Annotated in this window: 21 protein-coding genes, 1 tRNA gene and 2 pseudogenes; 23 read left to right on the top strand and 1 reads right to left on the bottom strand. The window is 46.2% G+C overall.

Annotation, left to right across the window (positions count from 1 at the left end):
- Positions 1-153 precede the first annotated feature (153 nt).
- From KHA97_RS24415 to dcm, 13 genes and pseudogenes are all read left to right on the top strand, one after another.
- Positions 154-453, top strand: a pseudogene (locus KHA97_RS24415) (ribonucleoside-triphosphate reductase, adenosylcobalamin-dependent); the annotation flags it as partial.
- Complete coding sequence (locus KHA97_RS09860) at positions 454-1,452, top strand: glycyl radical enzyme family protein (protein WP_325167476.1); 999 nt, start codon at positions 454-456, stop codon at positions 1,450-1,452.
- Positions 1,453-1,527: 75 nt separating this feature from the next.
- Positions 1,528-2,172: an HNH endonuclease gene (locus KHA97_RS09855; protein WP_233713435.1), complete on the top strand. Its 645-nt coding sequence runs from the start codon at positions 1,528-1,530 to the stop codon at positions 2,170-2,172.
- Positions 2,173-2,338: 166 nt separating this feature from the next.
- Positions 2,339-3,421, top strand: a pseudogene (locus KHA97_RS09850) (ribonucleoside-triphosphate reductase, adenosylcobalamin-dependent); the annotation flags it as partial.
- An 18-nt stretch (positions 3,422-3,439) separates the two neighbouring features.
- Positions 3,440-4,180, top strand: a complete 741-nt coding sequence (locus KHA97_RS09845) for a PhoH family protein (RefSeq protein ID WP_213124583.1) — start codon at positions 3,440-3,442, stop codon at positions 4,178-4,180.
- Positions 4,177-4,365 (top strand): hypothetical protein, encoded by a 189-nt coding sequence (locus tag KHA97_RS09840; RefSeq protein ID WP_213124582.1) that lies wholly within the window; start codon positions 4,177-4,179, stop codon positions 4,363-4,365. Before KHA97_RS09845 ends, KHA97_RS09840 begins: the two co-directional genes overlap by 4 nt.
- Entirely contained in the window at positions 4,362-4,682 is a 321-nt protein-coding gene (locus tag KHA97_RS09835; protein ID WP_213124581.1) for a hypothetical protein, read from the top strand. The genes KHA97_RS09840 and KHA97_RS09835 overlap by 4 nt, the downstream gene beginning before the upstream one ends.
- Positions 4,667-5,062, top strand: a complete 396-nt coding sequence (locus KHA97_RS09830; protein WP_213124580.1) for a nucleoside triphosphate pyrophosphohydrolase family protein — start codon at positions 4,667-4,669, stop codon at positions 5,060-5,062. Before KHA97_RS09835 ends, KHA97_RS09830 begins: the two co-directional genes overlap by 16 nt.
- On the top strand, positions 5,063-5,755 hold the full coding sequence (gene thyX / locus KHA97_RS09825; protein WP_233713434.1) for an FAD-dependent thymidylate synthase: 693 nt from the start codon (positions 5,063-5,065) through the stop codon (positions 5,753-5,755).
- A 1-nt stretch (position 5,756) separates the two neighbouring features.
- The gene (locus KHA97_RS09820) at positions 5,757-6,626 is read left to right on the top strand and encodes a hypothetical protein (protein WP_213125823.1); all 870 of its coding nucleotides are present in this window, start codon (positions 5,757-5,759) and stop codon (positions 6,624-6,626) included.
- Entirely contained in the window at positions 6,619-7,182 is a 564-nt protein-coding gene (locus KHA97_RS09815) for a deoxynucleotide monophosphate kinase family protein (RefSeq protein WP_213124579.1), read from the top strand. Before KHA97_RS09820 ends, KHA97_RS09815 begins: the two co-directional genes overlap by 8 nt.
- Position 7,183: 1 nt before the next feature.
- On the top strand, positions 7,184-7,615 hold the full coding sequence (locus tag KHA97_RS09810) for an HNH endonuclease signature motif containing protein (RefSeq protein WP_213124578.1): 432 nt from the start codon (positions 7,184-7,186) through the stop codon (positions 7,613-7,615).
- Entirely contained in the window at positions 7,602-9,017 is a 1,416-nt protein-coding gene (dcm, locus tag KHA97_RS09805; RefSeq protein ID WP_233713433.1) for a DNA (cytosine-5-)-methyltransferase, read from the top strand. Before KHA97_RS09810 ends, dcm begins: the two co-directional genes overlap by 14 nt.
- A gap of 16 nt (positions 9,018-9,033) precedes the next feature.
- Here dcm and KHA97_RS09800 read toward each other — a convergent pair whose 3' ends face one another.
- On the bottom strand, positions 9,034-9,438 hold the full coding sequence (locus KHA97_RS09800) for a hypothetical protein (protein WP_213124576.1): 405 nt from the start codon (positions 9,436-9,438) through the stop codon (positions 9,034-9,036).
- A 101-nt stretch (positions 9,439-9,539) separates the two neighbouring features.
- On the opposite strand from KHA97_RS09800, the gene KHA97_RS09795 reads away from it, so the two are divergent.
- From KHA97_RS09795 to terL, 10 genes are all read left to right on the top strand, one after another.
- Positions 9,540-11,081, top strand: a complete 1,542-nt coding sequence (locus KHA97_RS09795; protein WP_213124575.1) for a DUF4942 domain-containing protein — start codon at positions 9,540-9,542, stop codon at positions 11,079-11,081.
- 18 nt (positions 11,082-11,099) lie between these two features.
- Positions 11,100-11,519: a hypothetical protein gene (locus tag KHA97_RS09790; RefSeq protein WP_213124573.1), complete on the top strand. Its 420-nt coding sequence runs from the start codon at positions 11,100-11,102 to the stop codon at positions 11,517-11,519.
- Positions 11,516-12,172, top strand: a complete 657-nt coding sequence (locus tag KHA97_RS23945) for an RNA polymerase sigma factor (protein WP_233713432.1) — start codon at positions 11,516-11,518, stop codon at positions 12,170-12,172. Before KHA97_RS09790 ends, KHA97_RS23945 begins: the two co-directional genes overlap by 4 nt.
- Before the next feature lie 62 nt (positions 12,173-12,234).
- Positions 12,235-12,558, top strand: coding sequence for a hypothetical protein (locus KHA97_RS09780; RefSeq protein WP_213124572.1), 324 nt, complete (start codon positions 12,235-12,237; stop codon positions 12,556-12,558).
- Positions 12,555-12,719, top strand: a complete 165-nt coding sequence (locus KHA97_RS09775) for a hypothetical protein (protein ID WP_213124571.1) — start codon at positions 12,555-12,557, stop codon at positions 12,717-12,719. The genes KHA97_RS09780 and KHA97_RS09775 overlap by 4 nt, the downstream gene beginning before the upstream one ends.
- A gap of 29 nt (positions 12,720-12,748) precedes the next feature.
- A tRNA-Trp gene (locus KHA97_RS09770) sits at positions 12,749-12,821 on the top strand.
- A 97-nt stretch (positions 12,822-12,918) separates the two neighbouring features.
- Positions 12,919-13,263 carry a hypothetical protein gene (locus KHA97_RS09765; protein ID WP_213124570.1) on the top strand — a complete coding sequence of 115 codons (345 nt, stop codon included), beginning with the start codon at positions 12,919-12,921 and terminating at the stop codon, positions 13,261-13,263.
- On the top strand, positions 13,256-14,092 hold the full coding sequence (locus KHA97_RS09760) for a hypothetical protein (protein WP_213124568.1): 837 nt from the start codon (positions 13,256-13,258) through the stop codon (positions 14,090-14,092). The genes KHA97_RS09765 and KHA97_RS09760 overlap by 8 nt, the downstream gene beginning before the upstream one ends.
- 416 nt (positions 14,093-14,508) lie before the next feature.
- The gene (locus tag KHA97_RS09755; RefSeq protein ID WP_213124567.1) at positions 14,509-14,901 is read left to right on the top strand and encodes a phBC6A51 family helix-turn-helix protein; all 393 of its coding nucleotides are present in this window, start codon (positions 14,509-14,511) and stop codon (positions 14,899-14,901) included.
- Between the two features lie 598 nt (positions 14,902-15,499).
- Positions 15,500-17,266, top strand: a complete 1,767-nt coding sequence (gene terL / locus KHA97_RS09750) for a phage terminase large subunit (protein ID WP_233713431.1) — start codon at positions 15,500-15,502, stop codon at positions 17,264-17,266.
- Positions 17,267-17,274: the final 8 nt, after the last annotated feature.

Genomic DNA, 17,274 nt, shown 5'->3' with positions numbered 1-17,274 from the left:
CTCGCCACGTCACTCGAAGCGAATCTCGTTGACAATGGGCGCGACATTGATGCGGTCGAGTTACGCTTAAAGGAATTGGCTGAGGAACGGCGGACTATTATACGAGGACTTGAAGGAATAAAGGCGGAATTAAAACGGTTGGAGGGCGATTGAATGAAGCAACTTTTAACGGATGAATTTATCGAACAATACCCGGACTTCCCGGCGCACATGAACGCGCTAGGACAGTTCGTTTACTATCGGACATATTCGCGTTACTTGCCAGCGGAAGGCAGACGCGAGACTTGGAAGGAAACATGCCGAAGGGCTACGGAATATAACGTAGGGCTTGGCGTGAAACACGTAGAGAAGATCGGTTACGAAGTTGATTACGCGAAGTACCGCAAGGAAGCCGAGGAATTTTTCGATAGTATGTTTAATTTACGCCAGTTTCTATCGGGTCGAACGCTTTGGGTGGGCGGTAGCGATCAAGGAGTAGCGGAGAAATTTCCACTTGCGAATTTTAACTGTTCATTCCTTAATATCCGAAGCTGGGACGACTTAGGCGACTTATTCTACTTATTACTCGTAGGCACTGGCGTTGGCTTTAAGTGTACGAAAGCATTCGCGCAGGAACTCGCGCCAATACGTACAAACGTCGAAGTAATCCACGAACCATATACGCAGCGCTATCCACTCGTTAAAGAGGCGAATACGTCTTTATACGTTATCAACGAAGGCACGAAAGCCGTAATCCACGTCGGCGATTCAAAGGAAGGATGGGTCGAATCATTACGCGTTTTCCTTCGCTTACTTACCGAAAAGGAATACGAATCCGTTCAAACTATCGGAATCTATTACGACTATATAAGACCGCAAGGCTCGCGACTTCATACTTTCGGTGGTACGGCGTCAGGCTACGAGCCATTAAAGGAAATGTTCGAAGGTATCGTCAAGGTACTACGAAATGAACTCGATCCGTCGCTAGCTCCGTTAGAATGCGTTTATAACACGCAATTTAAGCGAGTACGTCCGATTCATATTCTCGACATCGGAAACCTTATCGGAAATAACGTAGTTGTCGGAGGCGTGCGCAGGACTGCCGAAATTTTCCTTATGGATGCGGACGATTACGAATGTATCTTCGCAAAATACGGAATTAACGGAATATGGAACGTTGAACAACACGAAAAGGTCGTCGGCTTAGTCGAAGAACTCGGCATGAACGAATTGGCGAATAAGCTCGCGGCGATTGAGCCGATGAATCCGAATGCGCGACCGTTACATCATCGCCGTATGTCTAATAACTCTATCGCGTTTGAATCGAAGCCAAGTCGCGAACAGTTAAACTTAATCTTCGAAATGATGAAGGCGGAAGGCGAACCTAAGAAATTGGGCTTCGTATCGGAAACGGTACGTCGAAACTCCTCTAAATGCTGGGACACCCTAAAGCCAACGGTACGCATTGCGTAAAAATCCGAAGGATGGAACAATGGGCAATCAGCAGGTAAGCAAGTGTCCGCAATATCTCTGAAAGGGTGATGCGGAATGAATCCTAGACATCAGTTTATCGTTGAAAACTACTCGAAAATGACTAATGAAGAAATTGCGGATATTTTAGGGATGAAAGAAGGTAGCGTGAGAACGATCGCAAGTAGGTTAGGGGTAAATAAATATTACGATACGCGAGATTTAGATGGTGAGATATGGAGAACGCATGAAGATTTTCCGCAATACTTAATCAGTAACAAGGGAAGGATTAAATCGAAGTTGCGTAATAAATTAATATACAAAAGAGTCCATAACGGCTATTACGATTGCCGGATAGATGATAAGTACGGAATTAAAAAGAGTCCACGAATACATCGTTTGGTCGCGGAAGTATTCGTGGAGAAAGACGAAGGAAAAGACTTAGTCAATCACATCGACGGTAACAAGTTAAATAATAACGCAAATAACCTTGAATGGTCAACCCCGACCGAAAATGCACAACACGCTATTGAATTAGGTTTAGCGAATTACAGAACCGATACGCTCCAAGAAAATGAAGTTCATGACATATGTAAATTAATAGAGCGCGGTCAATCCCAATCTGAAATTATGTCATTAAGTGATCGATATACAAGGTCGAGAGTAGAGAAGATTCGACAAAGAGTTAGATGGACGGATATTAGCGCGGAATATAAATGGTAAAAAGCGCGGACACTTGAAACCTCAACGACTAGGCGAAAGCCGTAGGATGCAAGCGATTGGCATTCGAAACGGGGAGCACCCTTCGTGGGTGTTGATATAGTCTCGTCTTACGGGAAACCGTAAGCAGCCTTTAAAGGCGGTATAGGTGTAGCGATCCTATACGAAGGAAACGGGTTTTGTAAATCTCGAAGAAGCGCGCAGACGCAGACCGAACGCGGAAGGACTAAATCCATGTGTCGAAATTATCCTCGATAGTTACGGCGTATGTAATCTGACGACGGTAAACCTCGTTCAGTTCGTAAAAGACGGTCGCTTAGACTTAGTTAGATTACTGAATGCACAACGTCGGTCAGCTCGCGCGGGATTACGAATGACTTTAGCAGAACTAGAGTTACCGCACTGGAATGCGGTTCAGCAACGCGATCGATTGTTGGGAACTTCATTAACCGGCGTTAAGGATGCTTTAGCGCTAATTAAAGTCGGCGATGATTCTTACGCAGTTGATATTAATGGCACACACGAGAAAATATTCGAAGATGCCTTATTGCACATGTTAGGTAATGTAGCACGCGAAGAAGCCGACATATATGCGAAAGAACTACGTGTATCATCGCCTCTACTCGTAACGACGGTTAAGCCGGAAGGCACGATTTCGCAAGTAGCTGGCGGAGTATCAAGCGGACTTCACTGGTCGCACTCACCGTACTATATTCGACGCATCCGTATAAACGCTGCCGATCCTTTAGCGAAGGCGGTCAAAGACATAGGCTGGCGCGTTCATGCCGAAGTAGGTACGGAAGGCTATTCGGACGTTGAAAACCTTGCACGTCCGGAAGTTATCGAAAAAGCCCGCACGCTCGTCATCGACTTCCCTGTCGCAAGTGGCGCAAGCAAGACGAAAGACGACGTACACGTTGCGGAGCAATTCGACACTTACTTCCGATTCCAGCGCAATTATACCGAGCATAACTCTTCGAATACAATACACGTCAGACCGGATGAATGGAGCGAAGCCGAATCGATAGTTTACGAGAATTGGGACGATTTCGTAGGCGTATCATTCCTCGCGTATGACGGAGGTTCTTACGTACTTGCGCCATATGAAGCTATTTCGAAGGAAGAATATGAGGAACTAAGCGCAGGACTTACGAAACTTGATCCGGTTATCCTACAACAATACGAAACTGGCGCAGACAGCGATTTAGACGGAATGGACGGTTGCGAAGGCGGTATTTGTCCAATCCGATAAAATAACGGAGGCGATTAAATGGCATTCTTCGGAATAACATCGAACAATAACGCACAAAAGGCGCTCATGCAGGCGCTAATCAACGATAAGCCATTTACGTTCATTACCGGACCCGCCGGCTGTGGAAAAACCTTAATCGCGCAGGCGGTCGGCTTAGAACGCGTTATCGAAGAACAGCATTTCCGCAAGCTAATTTATACGAGGATGCAGACGCAGGTAGGCGAGAACTTGGGCGCCCTACCCGGCGACATTAACGAAAAAACGTATCCATTCGTCGCGCCTTTCATGGACAACCTCGACGTTATGAGCGATATGTCGGCGTTTATTCGCCGGTATATCCTCGAAGGAGACGAGGACAAGCGTAAGGTATTCTTCGACCCTATACAGACGGTGCGTGGTCGTTCGCTGAATCATACGTTTTTATTATCGGATGAATCGCAGAACCTCGACGTTAATACGATTTCAGCGCTCGCCACGCGTCCGGGCATTAACGCCAAGTTCGTATTTACCGGCAACTTTTCGCAGATTGATAGTCCGAAGCTACGTTCGCCAGCAACCAACGGACTCTATCAGTTATTAAACGGATTCTACGAACATGACGCGCATGAATACTTCGATCATATTAATCTAACGGAAACGCAACGCCATCCAGTCGTAACTTTAGTCGAAAAGATACTACGGAATCACGATATACCGAAGGAGTTTATCGCACTAGAACAGCGCGGAAATATCGAAGAAATTGGGAGGATGATAATATGACGCCAATCAAAAACTCACGCATCAAACGCGACTTCAAACGCCTGCTCGCGATCATTGCCGACGCGCGCGAGCCGGACTATTCCGAAGTAGAAAATATCGCAAATAGACACGGACTTTATTTCGATGAAAATGGCGCGGTAAAAGAAACGAAAGATACTGTCAAATGGTCGGAGGTGCGCCGATGAATCTTCCGAAAACAATCCGAGTAGGCGCTATCGACTATTCGGTCGAGAAGATAGGCGGACTTTCAGCGAATGAATCGATGTGGGGTCGAATTTTATACGGCTCCACCGTAATCGAGTTAGAGGGCGCCCTAAATGATACGAAATTACGTGACGTATTCGCGCACGAACTGGCGCACGCGCTCCTTTTCGAAGCAGGTTACGAGGATCATGAAGAAGAACAGGCGAACAGGGTCGGAAAAGTTTTAGCGATGATGCTACGCGATAATGACTTTTCGTTTATGCGTGATAAGGAGGGCGGAGAATGGGCGAAGAATTAGACGAACTATTATCGAAGATTACACCGGAAAACAGGCACGAGGAGATTGATTACGCGCTCACACTTAACGAATACCAACGAATATCGACGCGGAGTGCAAATCCGCATAAGCACGAATTAATAAACTACGGACTAGGTATCGCTGGTGAGGCGGGCGAGGTTGCGGATTTAATAAAGAAATCGATGTTCCACGGACATAACGTCGACAAAGACGAAATTAAGAAGGAACTCGGCGACGTTATGTGGTACTTAAGTCAAATCGCTAGACTTGCAGGCTTAACACTCGAAGAAATTGCGGAAGCAAATATCGAAAAGTTAAAGAAGCGTTATCCGGACGGATTCAGTACGGAAGCAAGTATTAATCGAAAGGCGGGCGAATAATTGACGAAGATAATCGATGTTTTAGATAAAGGCTACGTAATCCTACACGATGTAATGGGCGACGACTTATCGGTCGCGAACAGCGCACGCGTCTCTTACGATAAGAAATCGACGGAATTGACCGAAAAGGACGAGCGCCTTATCCGTTTCTTAGCGCGGGAAAAACATACGTCGCCATTCCGTCACGCAACGTTACAATTCGAAGTATATGCGCCGTTAATGGTCGCGCGCCAACATTGGAAATACGTAGTCGGCTCCGATCATACGATGGACGCGTGGAACGAAAGCTCGCGACGATATATTACCGAAGAACCTGCGTTTTATATTCCGGACGTTTGGCGTAGTGCGCCGGAAAATAGTAAGCAAGGCAGTGGCGAACCTGTCGACGGTAAAGACGGAAAGTACTTAACGGCTACGTTGATGAATTATATCGAAGAAGGGGAAATGCGGTATGCCGACGCTTTAAGGCGTGGAGTATGCGCTGAACAAGCCCGCCTTTTCCTGCCAGCCTACGGAATGTATGTGCGTTATTACTGGACGGCTTCGCTTCAATCAGTCGCGCATTTCTTAAAACAACGCCTAGCCAACGATAGCCAAGTCGAAATACAAGTATACGCGAAAGCTGTCCGTCAATTAGCCGAGCCAAAGTTTCCGGTAAGTTTGGGCGAATTATTAAACGAAGGAGGACGATAGTATGACGCAAAAGATACACGTACTAGCTGACGAATCATTGGGCAGAGTTAAGCGTGAATATGTCGAGGTAGAGCGTAAGGCGGAGGTCGGCGAGAAGGTATTGGTATTCGAACATGACCACGCGTATGCAAACGGAGTTAAGACGGTAGACAGGGTAGAATTTAACGGCCATATTTACTACGGCAACTATGGTAGGCTACCGTACGGATATTACGTATTAGAACCGACCGACATCGTACACATAGACGAAAATGGAAACGGAGGACGCTATCGTCTAGTCGACCGAAAAGCAGAAGTAGGCGACTACGTTATTATTACGAACGCGACAGCGACTAACAGTAAGTATAAAAAAGGTGATACCGTATACGCAGAGGAAGTCAACGAATCCGGTATTTTTAATAAAAGTGTCGCTAGTTCGACGTCTAAATGTCATAATCCTAACGGTTACATCGATGAATCTGAATACGCTGTACTCGAACCGGTCGAATCCGAGCAATCTCCGAAGAACTACGACGACATTATCGCCAACCTCGTAAAGCGTGTCGCTGAACTAGAACGCCGTGAAGAAGCACAGCGCAGGCTAAACGGAGTATTATCGCAAAGAATCAACGCCGCGCAATGCGACATCGAAACATGGGCGCAGGAAGTCGAAAAGACGAAGCGCGAAATAAAAACGAAGGAAGAACGGATTAGCGACCGAGTGTTTCCGAAAATTCATACGTACTCGTCCGAAGAATTAAACGGCAAGACACTTCGAATATTGGTCGGCATGGATACGGCTGACGGCGTAACGGCGAAGATGGTTTCCGGCATAGACGAAGAAACCGGTAAGATATACGTACTCAATTCGGAGGTGAACGTTAATGGCTGACGTAATCAAAATCGCCCTAACTGGACGCCTTCGTTCCGGTAAGGATTCCGTAGCCGAGAGCCTATGGTTCGACCACGGCTTTGAACCGCCTATCGCGTTCGGCAGCGCGCTAAAATACTACGCGGATAAGATATACGCGCACACTCCGCGCGAATTAGACGGCAAACAGCGTCGCATGTATCAAGTTTTCGGACAAGCCGTGCGCGAGTACGATCCGGACGTATGGATAAGGCATGCGGAATTTAGCGTCGAACAGTCGTTAAATAAGCGCGATACGGTCGGCGTAGTCGTTTCGGATTTAAGACAGCCGAATGAATACGAATGGTGCCGTAAGAATGGCTTTATTATCGTACGCGTAAATGCGCCACTCGAAGCGCGGGTCAAGCGTGCCGAAATCGCCGGCGATGCGTTCGAGCTTGCGGACTTGGAGCATGATACGGAAAGCTACGTTGATAAGTTCGAAGTAGATTACGAGATTGTAAATGAAGGTAGCTTGGCGGAATTGCATGCGGATGTCGACGAAATGATGACGAAGATTACGGAAGGGAGTCGGTAAATTGGCTAAAAACGACCTTTACAGCGAGATGTATGACGTTTATTGCGAAGGCTACTCGTTAGCGGAGGTTGGAAAGAAATACGGAATGACTCGCCAGTCTGTTTATATCGGATTTAAACGACGTGGTTACGAGTTAAGAGCGAAAAACTACCAACCGTATCAAATATTAGACGGAATAAAATTTACTCTTAGAAATCACGGATATTTAGCTGCGACCACCGGAGAACGTCAATTAATGCATCGATATGTTTGGGAAAAGCATTACGGAAAAATACCTCCTGACCACGATATACACCACGTAGATAGAAATCGAAGAAATAACGATATTAGTAATCTCGAACTCTACTCTAATAGCGATCATGCTCGTTTATTTAGTACCGGAAGCAATCAGTACGTCAAAAAACCGTTTAAGGAGCGTGTTGTTAATGAGTAAATTTACGTATATCGAATTATTTGCCGGTATAGGCGGTTTTCGCCAGGCACTCGATAAATTAGGCGGTGAGTGCGTATTTGCTTCCGAAATTGATAAATTCGCAAAGCAGTCTTATACAGCGCTATATGGAGACGCACATTTACACGGAGATATAACGAAGATAAACGAAACAGACATACCGGATCATGACTTAATTGTGGCGGGAATACCTTGTCAGGCTTTCAGCGTAGCCGGTAAACGATTAGGGTTTGAGGATACGAGAGGAACACTATTTTTCGACGTTGCTAGAATCGCGAAAGAAAAACGACCGAAGGCGATTTGGATTGAAAACGTAAAAGGACTCGTCGGACACGATAAAGGTCGCACACTCGACGCGATTGTTCAAACGTTGAATGACATCGGCTATACGGTCGATTTCGAGGTACTTAATTCGAAGTATTTCGGAGTGCCGCAGAACCGCGAGCGCATCTTTATTATTGCGATACGTGACGATTTGGTGACGCAAGAGCCGTGGATTATCGAAGGAAATACGATTGTACCGAAAGGAAAGCGAAGGATTAGCGCATATGAAGGCGTCAAGACGTTCAATTTCGATTGGCCGGAACAGACGGAAGTTGCGACGAGACTCCGCGATATTCTCGAAACAGAAGTCGACGAAAAGTATTACCTCGACGAGGAAAAGACCGCGAAACTGGTGGCGCAGTTGGACGGCATTGCTTACGAAAAGGACGAAGTTAAATCGCAACAAGGCTTCGGGACAACTCCTGACGAAGTTTCCTACTGTTTAACGACGCGGTACGATAACGGGTTTCTTCCGTCTATGTTCAAAAGGCGAGAACGCACCGCGGTTATTGAGCCTCTTATGCTCGGCCACATCGATCTGAAAGGGCATGACGCAATCAAGCGCGTTTATAGCGCGGAGGGCGTTTCGCCAACTCTTACGACTATGGGCGGAGGACATCGTGAGCCGAAAATTGCAGAGCAACAATCGTATACGCAAGAATGTCCGCAATGTGAAAAACTGCTAGATTTCAATATATTTAACGGAGTAGAATGCGATTGCGGTGAATTCGTAGAATATGAAGAAATCCGCCCTGTTCTTACGCCTGACCGCATGGAAAAGCGTCAGAATGGGCGTAGATTCAAAGAAAACGACGAAGAATCCTTTACGTTAACGTCGCAAGATAGGCACGGCGTAGCAATCGGACAGGCACCGCGCTACCGCATCCGTAAACTATCGCCACTCGAATGTTTCCGTCTCCAGGGATTTAGCGACGAAGCGCACGAAACGGTAAAGGCGGCAGGCATAAGCGATAGCCAACGTTATAAGCAATCCGGAAATGCCGTCACGGTAAACGTAATAAGCGCAATAGGGAAACGACTACTGCCGTATCTGAAATAAGCGTTTATTACCGTACCTATAAGTCCGTCCCAGCTCCGTCGAGTTCCGCTTCGAACACATACGAGCCTGCCGGATAAGCGCCCTTCGCCGCGGTAATATGCTCGATAAAACGGAAATTAATCGGCAAATCATTCGCATCTAGCCCGAGCTTATCGACGAACTTGCGCGCACTCATATAAAAGCGCTTGTCCACGTTAAACGGCGCAATATTGGCTGCGCGAACGATTTCGGGCTTGGCGAGTATGAGGCGCTTATTAGCCGGATCGTAGCCGATAAGCCACGATTGATGCGGAGTGACGCCGAGCAGAGTGCGGGTGCCCGCGTTAAAGTAAATCCGACGCTGATTATCGACGGTCAAGAACGGTTGGTCGTCGACGTTCGAAATCCATTCGAAAGATGGTGCGATTGTAGGCGTTGACATACGTAATACCTCCGATACAGTTCAGTAGTTATAGCGATTATATACGTATTATAGACGAAATGCAAGCGAAATATACGCAGTAAACGAAAAGGGGCGATTAATTGTTTACGGATAATAAAGACTTTTACCCGACGCCGAAAGAACTGTTTTATAAGTTGATGAACGGTAAGCGATATTTAGCCGGACGTATTCTCGAACCTTCCGCGGGCAAAGGCGATTTAATTAAGTATATACGCGAATTACCGCGCCATAATAAGTCTCGCATTGACGCAATCGAAAAAGACGAAAGGCTCGCAGGCTTATTAATGAGCGAAGGCATTACCGTCGTATGGGACGATTTCCTTACGTATCAGACGTATAAAGAATACGACTATATTATCATGAATCCGCCATTTTCGAACGGAGTCGACCACGTATTAAAGGCGCTAGAACTCGCGGAAAATCAGCTAGGCTACTGCGAAATATACGCGATACTCAATAAAGAAACGATCAATAACGCCTTTAGCGCGAAGCGTCAGGAATTACTCCGCAAACTGGACGAACACGGCGCGGAAATCCGTTATGTAAAAGACGGATTTATCGATGCTGAACGAAAGACAGACGTAGAAGTGGCGCTCATAACCGCAAAAATACAGAAGCGCGGCGCGGGCAAGTCGATTTACGATAAAATACCGTTCAATACAACGCAGGCAAATACGGACGAGCTATCGACCGCACTTTCAACCTACGTTAAGCAATCCGAAGTACAGGCGAAATTGAACGACATCGAGCGCCTAGTCCTCGAATATGAAACAGCGTGCGAACTTGCTCGAAAAACATTCGAAGCCATACGCGACAAAGAATCGTTCTTTTCGTACATTGGGACGGTGAATAAGCGCGATGGCGAAGTAGGTTCACCGTTCTCTTACGTTGTATCGAATAACTTTACAGTGGCGGATTTGAGCGAGGAAATAGACCGATTAAGACGCGGCTACTGGCAACTAATCCTCGATACGGACGAATTTAAAAAGATGCTTACGAACGAGGCTATACAGGAATTGAATAAGCGGTTGGGAGCCGCGGAACAAATGGAAATAAACCTACCGAATATCCGCATGTTATTAATGGCGATTAGTTTTAATAAGCGCGATATGCTCGTCGAAAGCGTCGTATCGATATTCAAGAAAATAACGCAGTATCATCAGAATCAATACTCGACGAATATCCACTATTACAACGGATGGAAAACGAATGACGCGTACAAAATCAATAAGAAAATCGTTATTCCGATAAAATGGAGTAACTTCGATCCGGCGTGGGATTTCGATAAAGATTTCGGACGAATCAATCGCGACGCCCGCGACTTTATTCTCGACTTAATCAAGGCGTTGCAACTAATCGAACCGTCCGTCAGCGAAGAATTTAAGACTATCAGCGAGCAAGAGTTCGAAAATGATACGCTCCGATTCCGCATGTTCAAAAACGGCAATATACACGTATGGTTCAAAGACTTAACGCTACTATCGCAACTGAACTATTTATGCGGAAGTCATTTCGATTGGTTGCCGTCGGAGGAAGAATTAAAGACGGACAGGAAGGCGCGCGAATACGTCGTAAAAGAGTTCGGAGAGGATGCGATGAAGGTTACGTTAATAGGCGCATAAACGAAAAGGGGCGAAACATTGAGCGAAATTACCGAACTACAAGCAAAATATCTCGAAGGCGTCGAAACGATGTCCGAAGAAGATGCTCGCCGATTCCACGAAATATTAGTCGCTGATGAAAAAGCATCTTTCCGCGCTGTTAGGCTGATGAAACTCGAACGACACCTCGAAAATATCGAAGCTACGAAACGAGCTTCGGACGCACGGGAAAGACGTTGGCAGGCGGAAGCAAACGAATATAAGACGCTGACTAATCAATGGCTTGCATTAGGAGCGCGCTGGCGTCCGATTGGTACGGCGTTAACCGTTTGGGAATACGAAGGTGAGCGTTTCTATCAGTGGTGGTCGCGGACGTTGATTACGGACAATATCGAAGAAGCGCGTAAGGCTGACGCCAAGTTAGCGGAAATAATATCGAGAAAGCAGGCGAATAAATGACGAAAGATTATAACGCAAAATTAAACGAAGATTATACGGAAATCAAACGCAAGGTCGAGTCGGGCATGCTTCCGTTAGTAGCCCGCAATCCGGCTATCGATAAGGCTACGACTGCATACGCGGAAGCGCAGGCGGAACATCACGCCAGCCTCCACAATCCTCCGATTAGTTTGCGCGATAGTGCCGTGCTCGATAAGTATGCCGACCTCGTACTATACGAAGAATTGAAGTGGTCGCATCCGGATAAAATGACGATTGTCGATTATCCGATAATGAGCGAAAGCCAATCGGAGGAACGCGAAGAAAAGTACGAGCCGAAAGCGGATATTAAGTACGGCGATAGACGCCACTTAGGACGCAAGCTAACGCACTTTACCGACGATTATGGCGCGCCGCAAGTCCGCAATAGCAAGCTAGGCGACGATAGAAACTACGAATTGGACGACGTAGAATTAAGCGCCGATATGCGTAAGGCGTTAGAACACGCAGGCTTGACGGATAGGCAGCGTCAGGCGATTAATCTAGTATTCTTCGAAAATATGACGCAGGAAGCGACTGCCGAAGCAATGGACGTAAGCGACAGGGCAGTCCGCTATTTTCTACGCGATGGATTAACGAAATTAAGACGATATTTAATGAAATATACTTCCTAAAGTATCCGTTTAGTTGGCTATATAAACGCCGAGAGGCATTATTACGAAAAGGGGACGAAAGTATGACGAACATGGCGGATAATAAGTCGCGCGAAGTAGGCTCGTTACACGTGAAGGTAAACGTAGACGTATCCGAAGCACTTACCGGACTAAAGGCGCTGACAAGAGAGGCGCGGGAAGCTACGAAGGCACTGCGGGAGTTGGAGGCAGCGCAGAAACGTTCGGGATCGAGCGTTATCGTTTCGCCACTTACAGTCGGAGAGCCTACGTTAAAAGTCGGAAGTGGTTACGGAGTTTCATCGTCAACTGGCGTTATATCTCAGTCGAAATCGTACTGCGAATCTACGCAATCCATTACGGATGATATTCGGAGGTGCTACGAATGATTACCGGAGATGCTTACGAGGGCAAAAACGAAGAATATGACGAGGAATACGATGATTACATCGATGATACGGTAATTTGCGTTATATGCGGGAATTATTACTGCAAATGTTGCGGATGTAATTGCTGGATGGAAGATTACGAAGAAGATGACGAAGGATAAGGCGTCCTAATGGGCGCTTATTTTTATTTAAGGGCGCATGTTCCAAGGCAGGCGTTGTGGTCTCCAAAACCGCGAGGGAAGGTTCGATTCCTTTCGCCCTTGTTAAAACGGAACTAGGTTCGCTACCGAAAAGCGGAATCCCTACCGCCTGTTCCGTATTTTATTTATTAGGGAAAAATCGAAAGGGAGCGATTACTTAATGGAGAAATTGGAAACGGCAAGGATTTTAGCGGATAATCTACGGAGTATTTATGGTAAATTTCGCGGAATCGATAATATCTTAGGAGTGGATATAGGCGAGGGTTTTTCCGAATTGGACAACCTTCTATATTTATTAACCGAATTACTATATGTACCTCCGTGGGAATGTGATCGGGAAATCGTATGGAATTACGTTTTTAAGGATTCCGAAGATTCATGGGAGGATGTCTTACGTAAGGTAGAATTGGCAAGAGAAAAGTTTAATCCGGACGACTATGAGAAGTTCTGCGAAGAATATGAAAGATTCTACGGAAGTCATCCCGAAGGTGGTGCCTATGAATAATAAAATATCCGAACTTATTAGCGGAGCGCCTCGTCGCACACTTACGTATAAAGGTAATGGTCACGCAGTCGACGAAACCGGTAAGCCTTATCACGTTGAATCCGTAGAACAGCGCGAGACTAGACGCCGAATATTAGCGCAAGGTGCAAGCGGACGCAAGCGCTCCTTCGTATGGAATCGACTTGAAGGACTTCCTTACGTCATAAGCTCGCTCACGACCGCGCAGTGCGGTTATTTGCTCGTTCTATCTAGTCACGTTGATTACGAAGGTTTACTTGTTAAAAGCGAGAACAACAAGGAACCGATGTCAACGGATGATATGCGGAAAGCACTCCGCGCAAGTAAGTCGACGTTCTACGATTTCCTAGACGCCTGTATTAACTACGGTATTATTACCGAGGTTGATGGGCGTTTTTATATTGCGCAACATTTTCATTTTCGAGGAAAAACCGCTGGCGACCGCGTTGTTAAAACGTACATACGTAAATTACGCGAAATGTATAAGGAAGTTAGCGCACATGACATCGGTTTGTTATATCGCATGTTACCGTATATTCACGTCGAAACGAATATGCTTTGCGCCAATCCTGACGAGCCTATTCCGAAGAATATACGAAAGTTTAATCGTAGAGAATTAGCGGAAGCTGTTGGCGTCAATCCTGTGATTATTAGTCGCGCGATAGGACGTATGACATTCGAAGGAAATTCAGTATTCGCGAAGATTACGACGGCTACGGAAGGCACGTTCTACATGCTGAATCCGGATATTTTTGAACGGAAAGCCGTCGAATATGATCCGTCGGTAAAGGCGATATTTGGCCTCGATTAAAAAGTGTGACTCTATTCGGACTAAATCGCCAAAAGTGTGACTTTGCTCGGACTGGTAACGGAAAGGACGATAACACAATATGTGGTGTATTAACGTTGGTAATTCGCTATTTATACGCTATATGTTGCGTTTGTGACTACGAAAAATGACGAGGAAAGCGTTAATTATATCTATATCTAGAGAGAACGCAAAGAACTAAACATACCGCCTCAAGGACTTAAAAACGTGTCCTTTCGGCGGACGTGTCTTTTATTAAATACTTTTCGAAAAAGGTATTGATTGACTCCGACAGTAAGCCCGTTAGGGCGAAACTGGCGGTATGTTTTAAGGTCTTATAATACGAGGACATTATCGGGGAATGTATACGTTGATATTTACATATCGAAGGACATTCCTACGGAAAGGAGGACGCAATTATGGCGAAAAGATTATCGGAATTACAATACGCAGCTATCGCAATATTAGCCATGCCGAAGCGTGGCGGAATGACATACGATCAAGTAGCGGAAAAGGTAGGCGTAAGCAGGCAGACGTTATACGAATGGCGCAATCAAGACGCCTTTAACGACGAAATGAAGAAGCAGGTATTGCGGAATGCTATCGAACATTTGCCGGATATGTACGCGTCAATACCACAGCACGTTATACAGGAAGGTAATGCGGCATTATTCCGTACGTACCTGCAATCGCTCGGAATGTTAACGGAAAAAGTAGAGGTCGATAATAAGAGCGGAAATGGTAGCGCAGATATAGACGCAATGAAGGCGGAAATAGAACGTATGAAAGGCAAACGTAAGGAAGGCGAATAATCTACGCATATAGTAGTAGGTATTTTTCGGAGTGGTTGACGAAGGCTTACGAAGGGTGTCCGTTTCATCAGGCGAGGCGACTTTCCGCGTGGCCCTCCGAACACTTTCGGAATAGCGGACATATTCGGATGCATTCCGTTTATGCAAGAAATACGGGAAATAATCGGAGAGTACGCGCCACAAAGTGCGGTATATCAACGATGTATAAAACGTTGCATACTGTAAAAGAAGTCATAATCGGAGAATGGCGTAGTATCAACGGTTGGGACGTAAGCTAGTTAACATAAGATATATTATAAAAAGCTACGATGTATTATTTATACAACGTTATTCAAGTAATAAACGGAATAAACCGCCGTATTAAAATAGGGGCGGGGTAGTCAGAATTGTCAGACAATTCCCAAGCGTATCTTACTCGCGGAAATTAAAATTTCACTTTGACTTTTCGGAGTCCAGACGAACTATAGCGATTTTAAACGCAATATAAACGCCGCACAAGCGTTTTAACGACGCACTAATACAAAACCATTCAACGCAATCTAAAACGCCTAGAATCGAACGCTAGGGCGCTTTAAATCGATTTTAAGGAGGCGATGCTTTGGCGTGGATTGATAATCGATGGATTGGACGCAATGAACGCGCCGAAGTAATCGATACTTACCGCGAATACTTGGCGATGCTAGACGAACAATACCCGGACATCGACGTTATGCCCGGCGATATACTTGCGGACTATTTCGATAAGGCGCGCGAACTAGAACGTCTCGAACGGATTCATCGATGCGAAAACGATGCGTACGAGTTCGCCCTCGAATATTTTTCTGACGCGCGCAATCCGGGCAATGACGGAAATTGGGATGGCTTCGACATCGAATCGAAAGCGGACGCGCCGGACTTTCATTTAGAAATGACGGAAATAATCGACGATGTTTCGGAAGTTAATACTAATGCAAAAGTCGCGATAGCCGCGCCGCGTTCGCATGCAAAGTCGACTTGGTTTACGAAAGATGCGCCTATTAAAGAAGTATGCTATCGGAAGCGTCGATATATCATCATTATTTCGGAAACGCCTTCGGTAGCGACTGCGAATATGGAGTGGATACGGAATCAGCTTAAATTTAATCGCAAATTACGCGAGGATTTCGGTCCATTGCTTTCGCCGAAAGACCAGTCGAACATTAAGGACAACGGCGAAGAATTTATCGCATGGCATCCGGAAGAAGGCGGAGGAAAGAAACAGCTTGCGCTCGTACAGGCGGCGTCTACCGGACAAGCACTCCGCGGACGTAACTGGAACGGTACGCGGCCGGACTTAATCATATGTGACGACTTGGAGGACGCGCGGCCGGGCGGTAACGCAAGCACATCGGAGCAACGTTCGAAATTGCTTTCGTGGTTCGCTCAAACGGTAATGCCACTCGGCGATCCGAAAGGTAGACGGACGGCTTTCGTAGTCGTGGGAACAACGGTACACCGCGAATCGCTTTTAATGAATCTCCTGCATAAGCGTTCGGATTTTAAGTCGCTAATTTATCGGGCTATTATCGAACAGCCTCGCCGACAAGACCTTTGGGAGAAATGTCGGCTTATTTATATTGACCGGGATAATCCGAATCGTGCGGAAGATGCGCGCCGATTCTACGAAACTAATTACGAATCTATGAATGAAGGTAGCCACGTCTTATGGCCGGAAGTTCAGCCGTTATGGAAGCTCATGACGTGGAAATGGGATAACGGAAGCCTCGCCTTTAATACGGAGTATATGAACAACCCTATCGACGAAGAATCGATGGTCTTTAATCCGGAGTTATTTACGTACTATGACCGACCAATCGATTACCTTAACGGAAATTATGACGTTTCAATGGGCGTTGACTTTGCGCTCGGAAAGCAGAGGGGCGACTATTCGGCGATAGTTGTCGTAGCAAAAGAACGTTCAACAGGAGTTAAATACGTTATTGAAGCGTGGGGCGACCGGATAAAGCCTGACGAGTTTATGAAAGTAATAGTCGAAAAGGTACTCGAATATCAGCCGACGGTTATCGCGGCAGAATCGCAAGCAGCACAGGAATTTTTCGTCGACGAACTTAAAAAGGCGCTTACTCGCGTAGGTTATCCGGCGGGAACGCGCGTTAAGAAGATTTACCAAAGATCGCGGAAAGAACTACGGATTGAGGCAATGTTGCCTGCGATAGAAAGTAAGGAACTGCAATTTAATCGGAATCACGCGCTTTTACTCGAACAATTCGAACAGTACGGTACGGGCGCACATGATGACGTCATTGACGGGCTAGAAATGGCTGTTAGCGCGGTTAGTGAAAGTGACGTCGTTGTCCGAACCGTCCGCGTACAAAACCGTAGATAATTTAAGGA

Source organism: Lederbergia citri, from assembly GCF_018343625.1.
Classification (GTDB): Bacteria; Bacillota; Bacilli; order Bacillales; family Bacillaceae_C; genus Lederbergia; species Lederbergia citri.
This window is presented reverse-complemented; position numbering and strand designations above follow the sequence as displayed.

What these genes read in the sequence shown, in the direction of transcription:
- KHA97_RS09855 (WP_233713435.1), top strand. Translation starts at nt 1,528, where the DNA reads ATGAATCCTAGACATCAGTTTATCGTTGAAAACTACTCGAAAATGACT.
- KHA97_RS09845 (WP_213124583.1), top strand. Translation starts at nt 3,440, where the DNA reads ATGGCATTCTTCGGAATAACATCGAACAATAACGCACAAAAGGCGCTC.
- KHA97_RS09840 (WP_213124582.1), top strand. Translation starts at nt 4,177, where the DNA reads ATGACGCCAATCAAAAACTCACGCATCAAACGCGACTTCAAACGCCTG.
- KHA97_RS09835 (WP_213124581.1), top strand. Translation starts at nt 4,362, where the DNA reads ATGAATCTTCCGAAAACAATCCGAGTAGGCGCTATCGACTATTCGGTC.
- KHA97_RS09830 (WP_213124580.1), top strand. Translation starts at nt 4,667, where the DNA reads ATGGGCGAAGAATTAGACGAACTATTATCGAAGATTACACCGGAAAAC.
- KHA97_RS09820 (WP_213125823.1), top strand. Translation starts at nt 5,757, where the DNA reads ATGACGCAAAAGATACACGTACTAGCTGACGAATCATTGGGCAGAGTT.
- KHA97_RS09815 (WP_213124579.1), top strand. Translation starts at nt 6,619, where the DNA reads ATGGCTGACGTAATCAAAATCGCCCTAACTGGACGCCTTCGTTCCGGT.
- KHA97_RS09800 (WP_213124576.1), bottom strand. Translation starts at nt 9,438, where the DNA reads ATGTCAACGCCTACAATCGCACCATCTTTCGAATGGATTTCGAACGTC.
- KHA97_RS23945 (WP_233713432.1), top strand. Translation starts at nt 11,516, where the DNA reads ATGACGAAAGATTATAACGCAAAATTAAACGAAGATTATACGGAAATC.
- KHA97_RS09780 (WP_213124572.1), top strand. Translation starts at nt 12,235, where the DNA reads ATGACGAACATGGCGGATAATAAGTCGCGCGAAGTAGGCTCGTTACAC.
- KHA97_RS09775 (WP_213124571.1), top strand. Translation starts at nt 12,555, where the DNA reads ATGATTACCGGAGATGCTTACGAGGGCAAAAACGAAGAATATGACGAG.
- KHA97_RS09765 (WP_213124570.1), top strand. Translation starts at nt 12,919, where the DNA reads ATGGAGAAATTGGAAACGGCAAGGATTTTAGCGGATAATCTACGGAGT.
- KHA97_RS09760 (WP_213124568.1), top strand. Translation starts at nt 13,256, where the DNA reads ATGAATAATAAAATATCCGAACTTATTAGCGGAGCGCCTCGTCGCACA.
- KHA97_RS09755 (WP_213124567.1), top strand. Translation starts at nt 14,509, where the DNA reads ATGGCGAAAAGATTATCGGAATTACAATACGCAGCTATCGCAATATTA.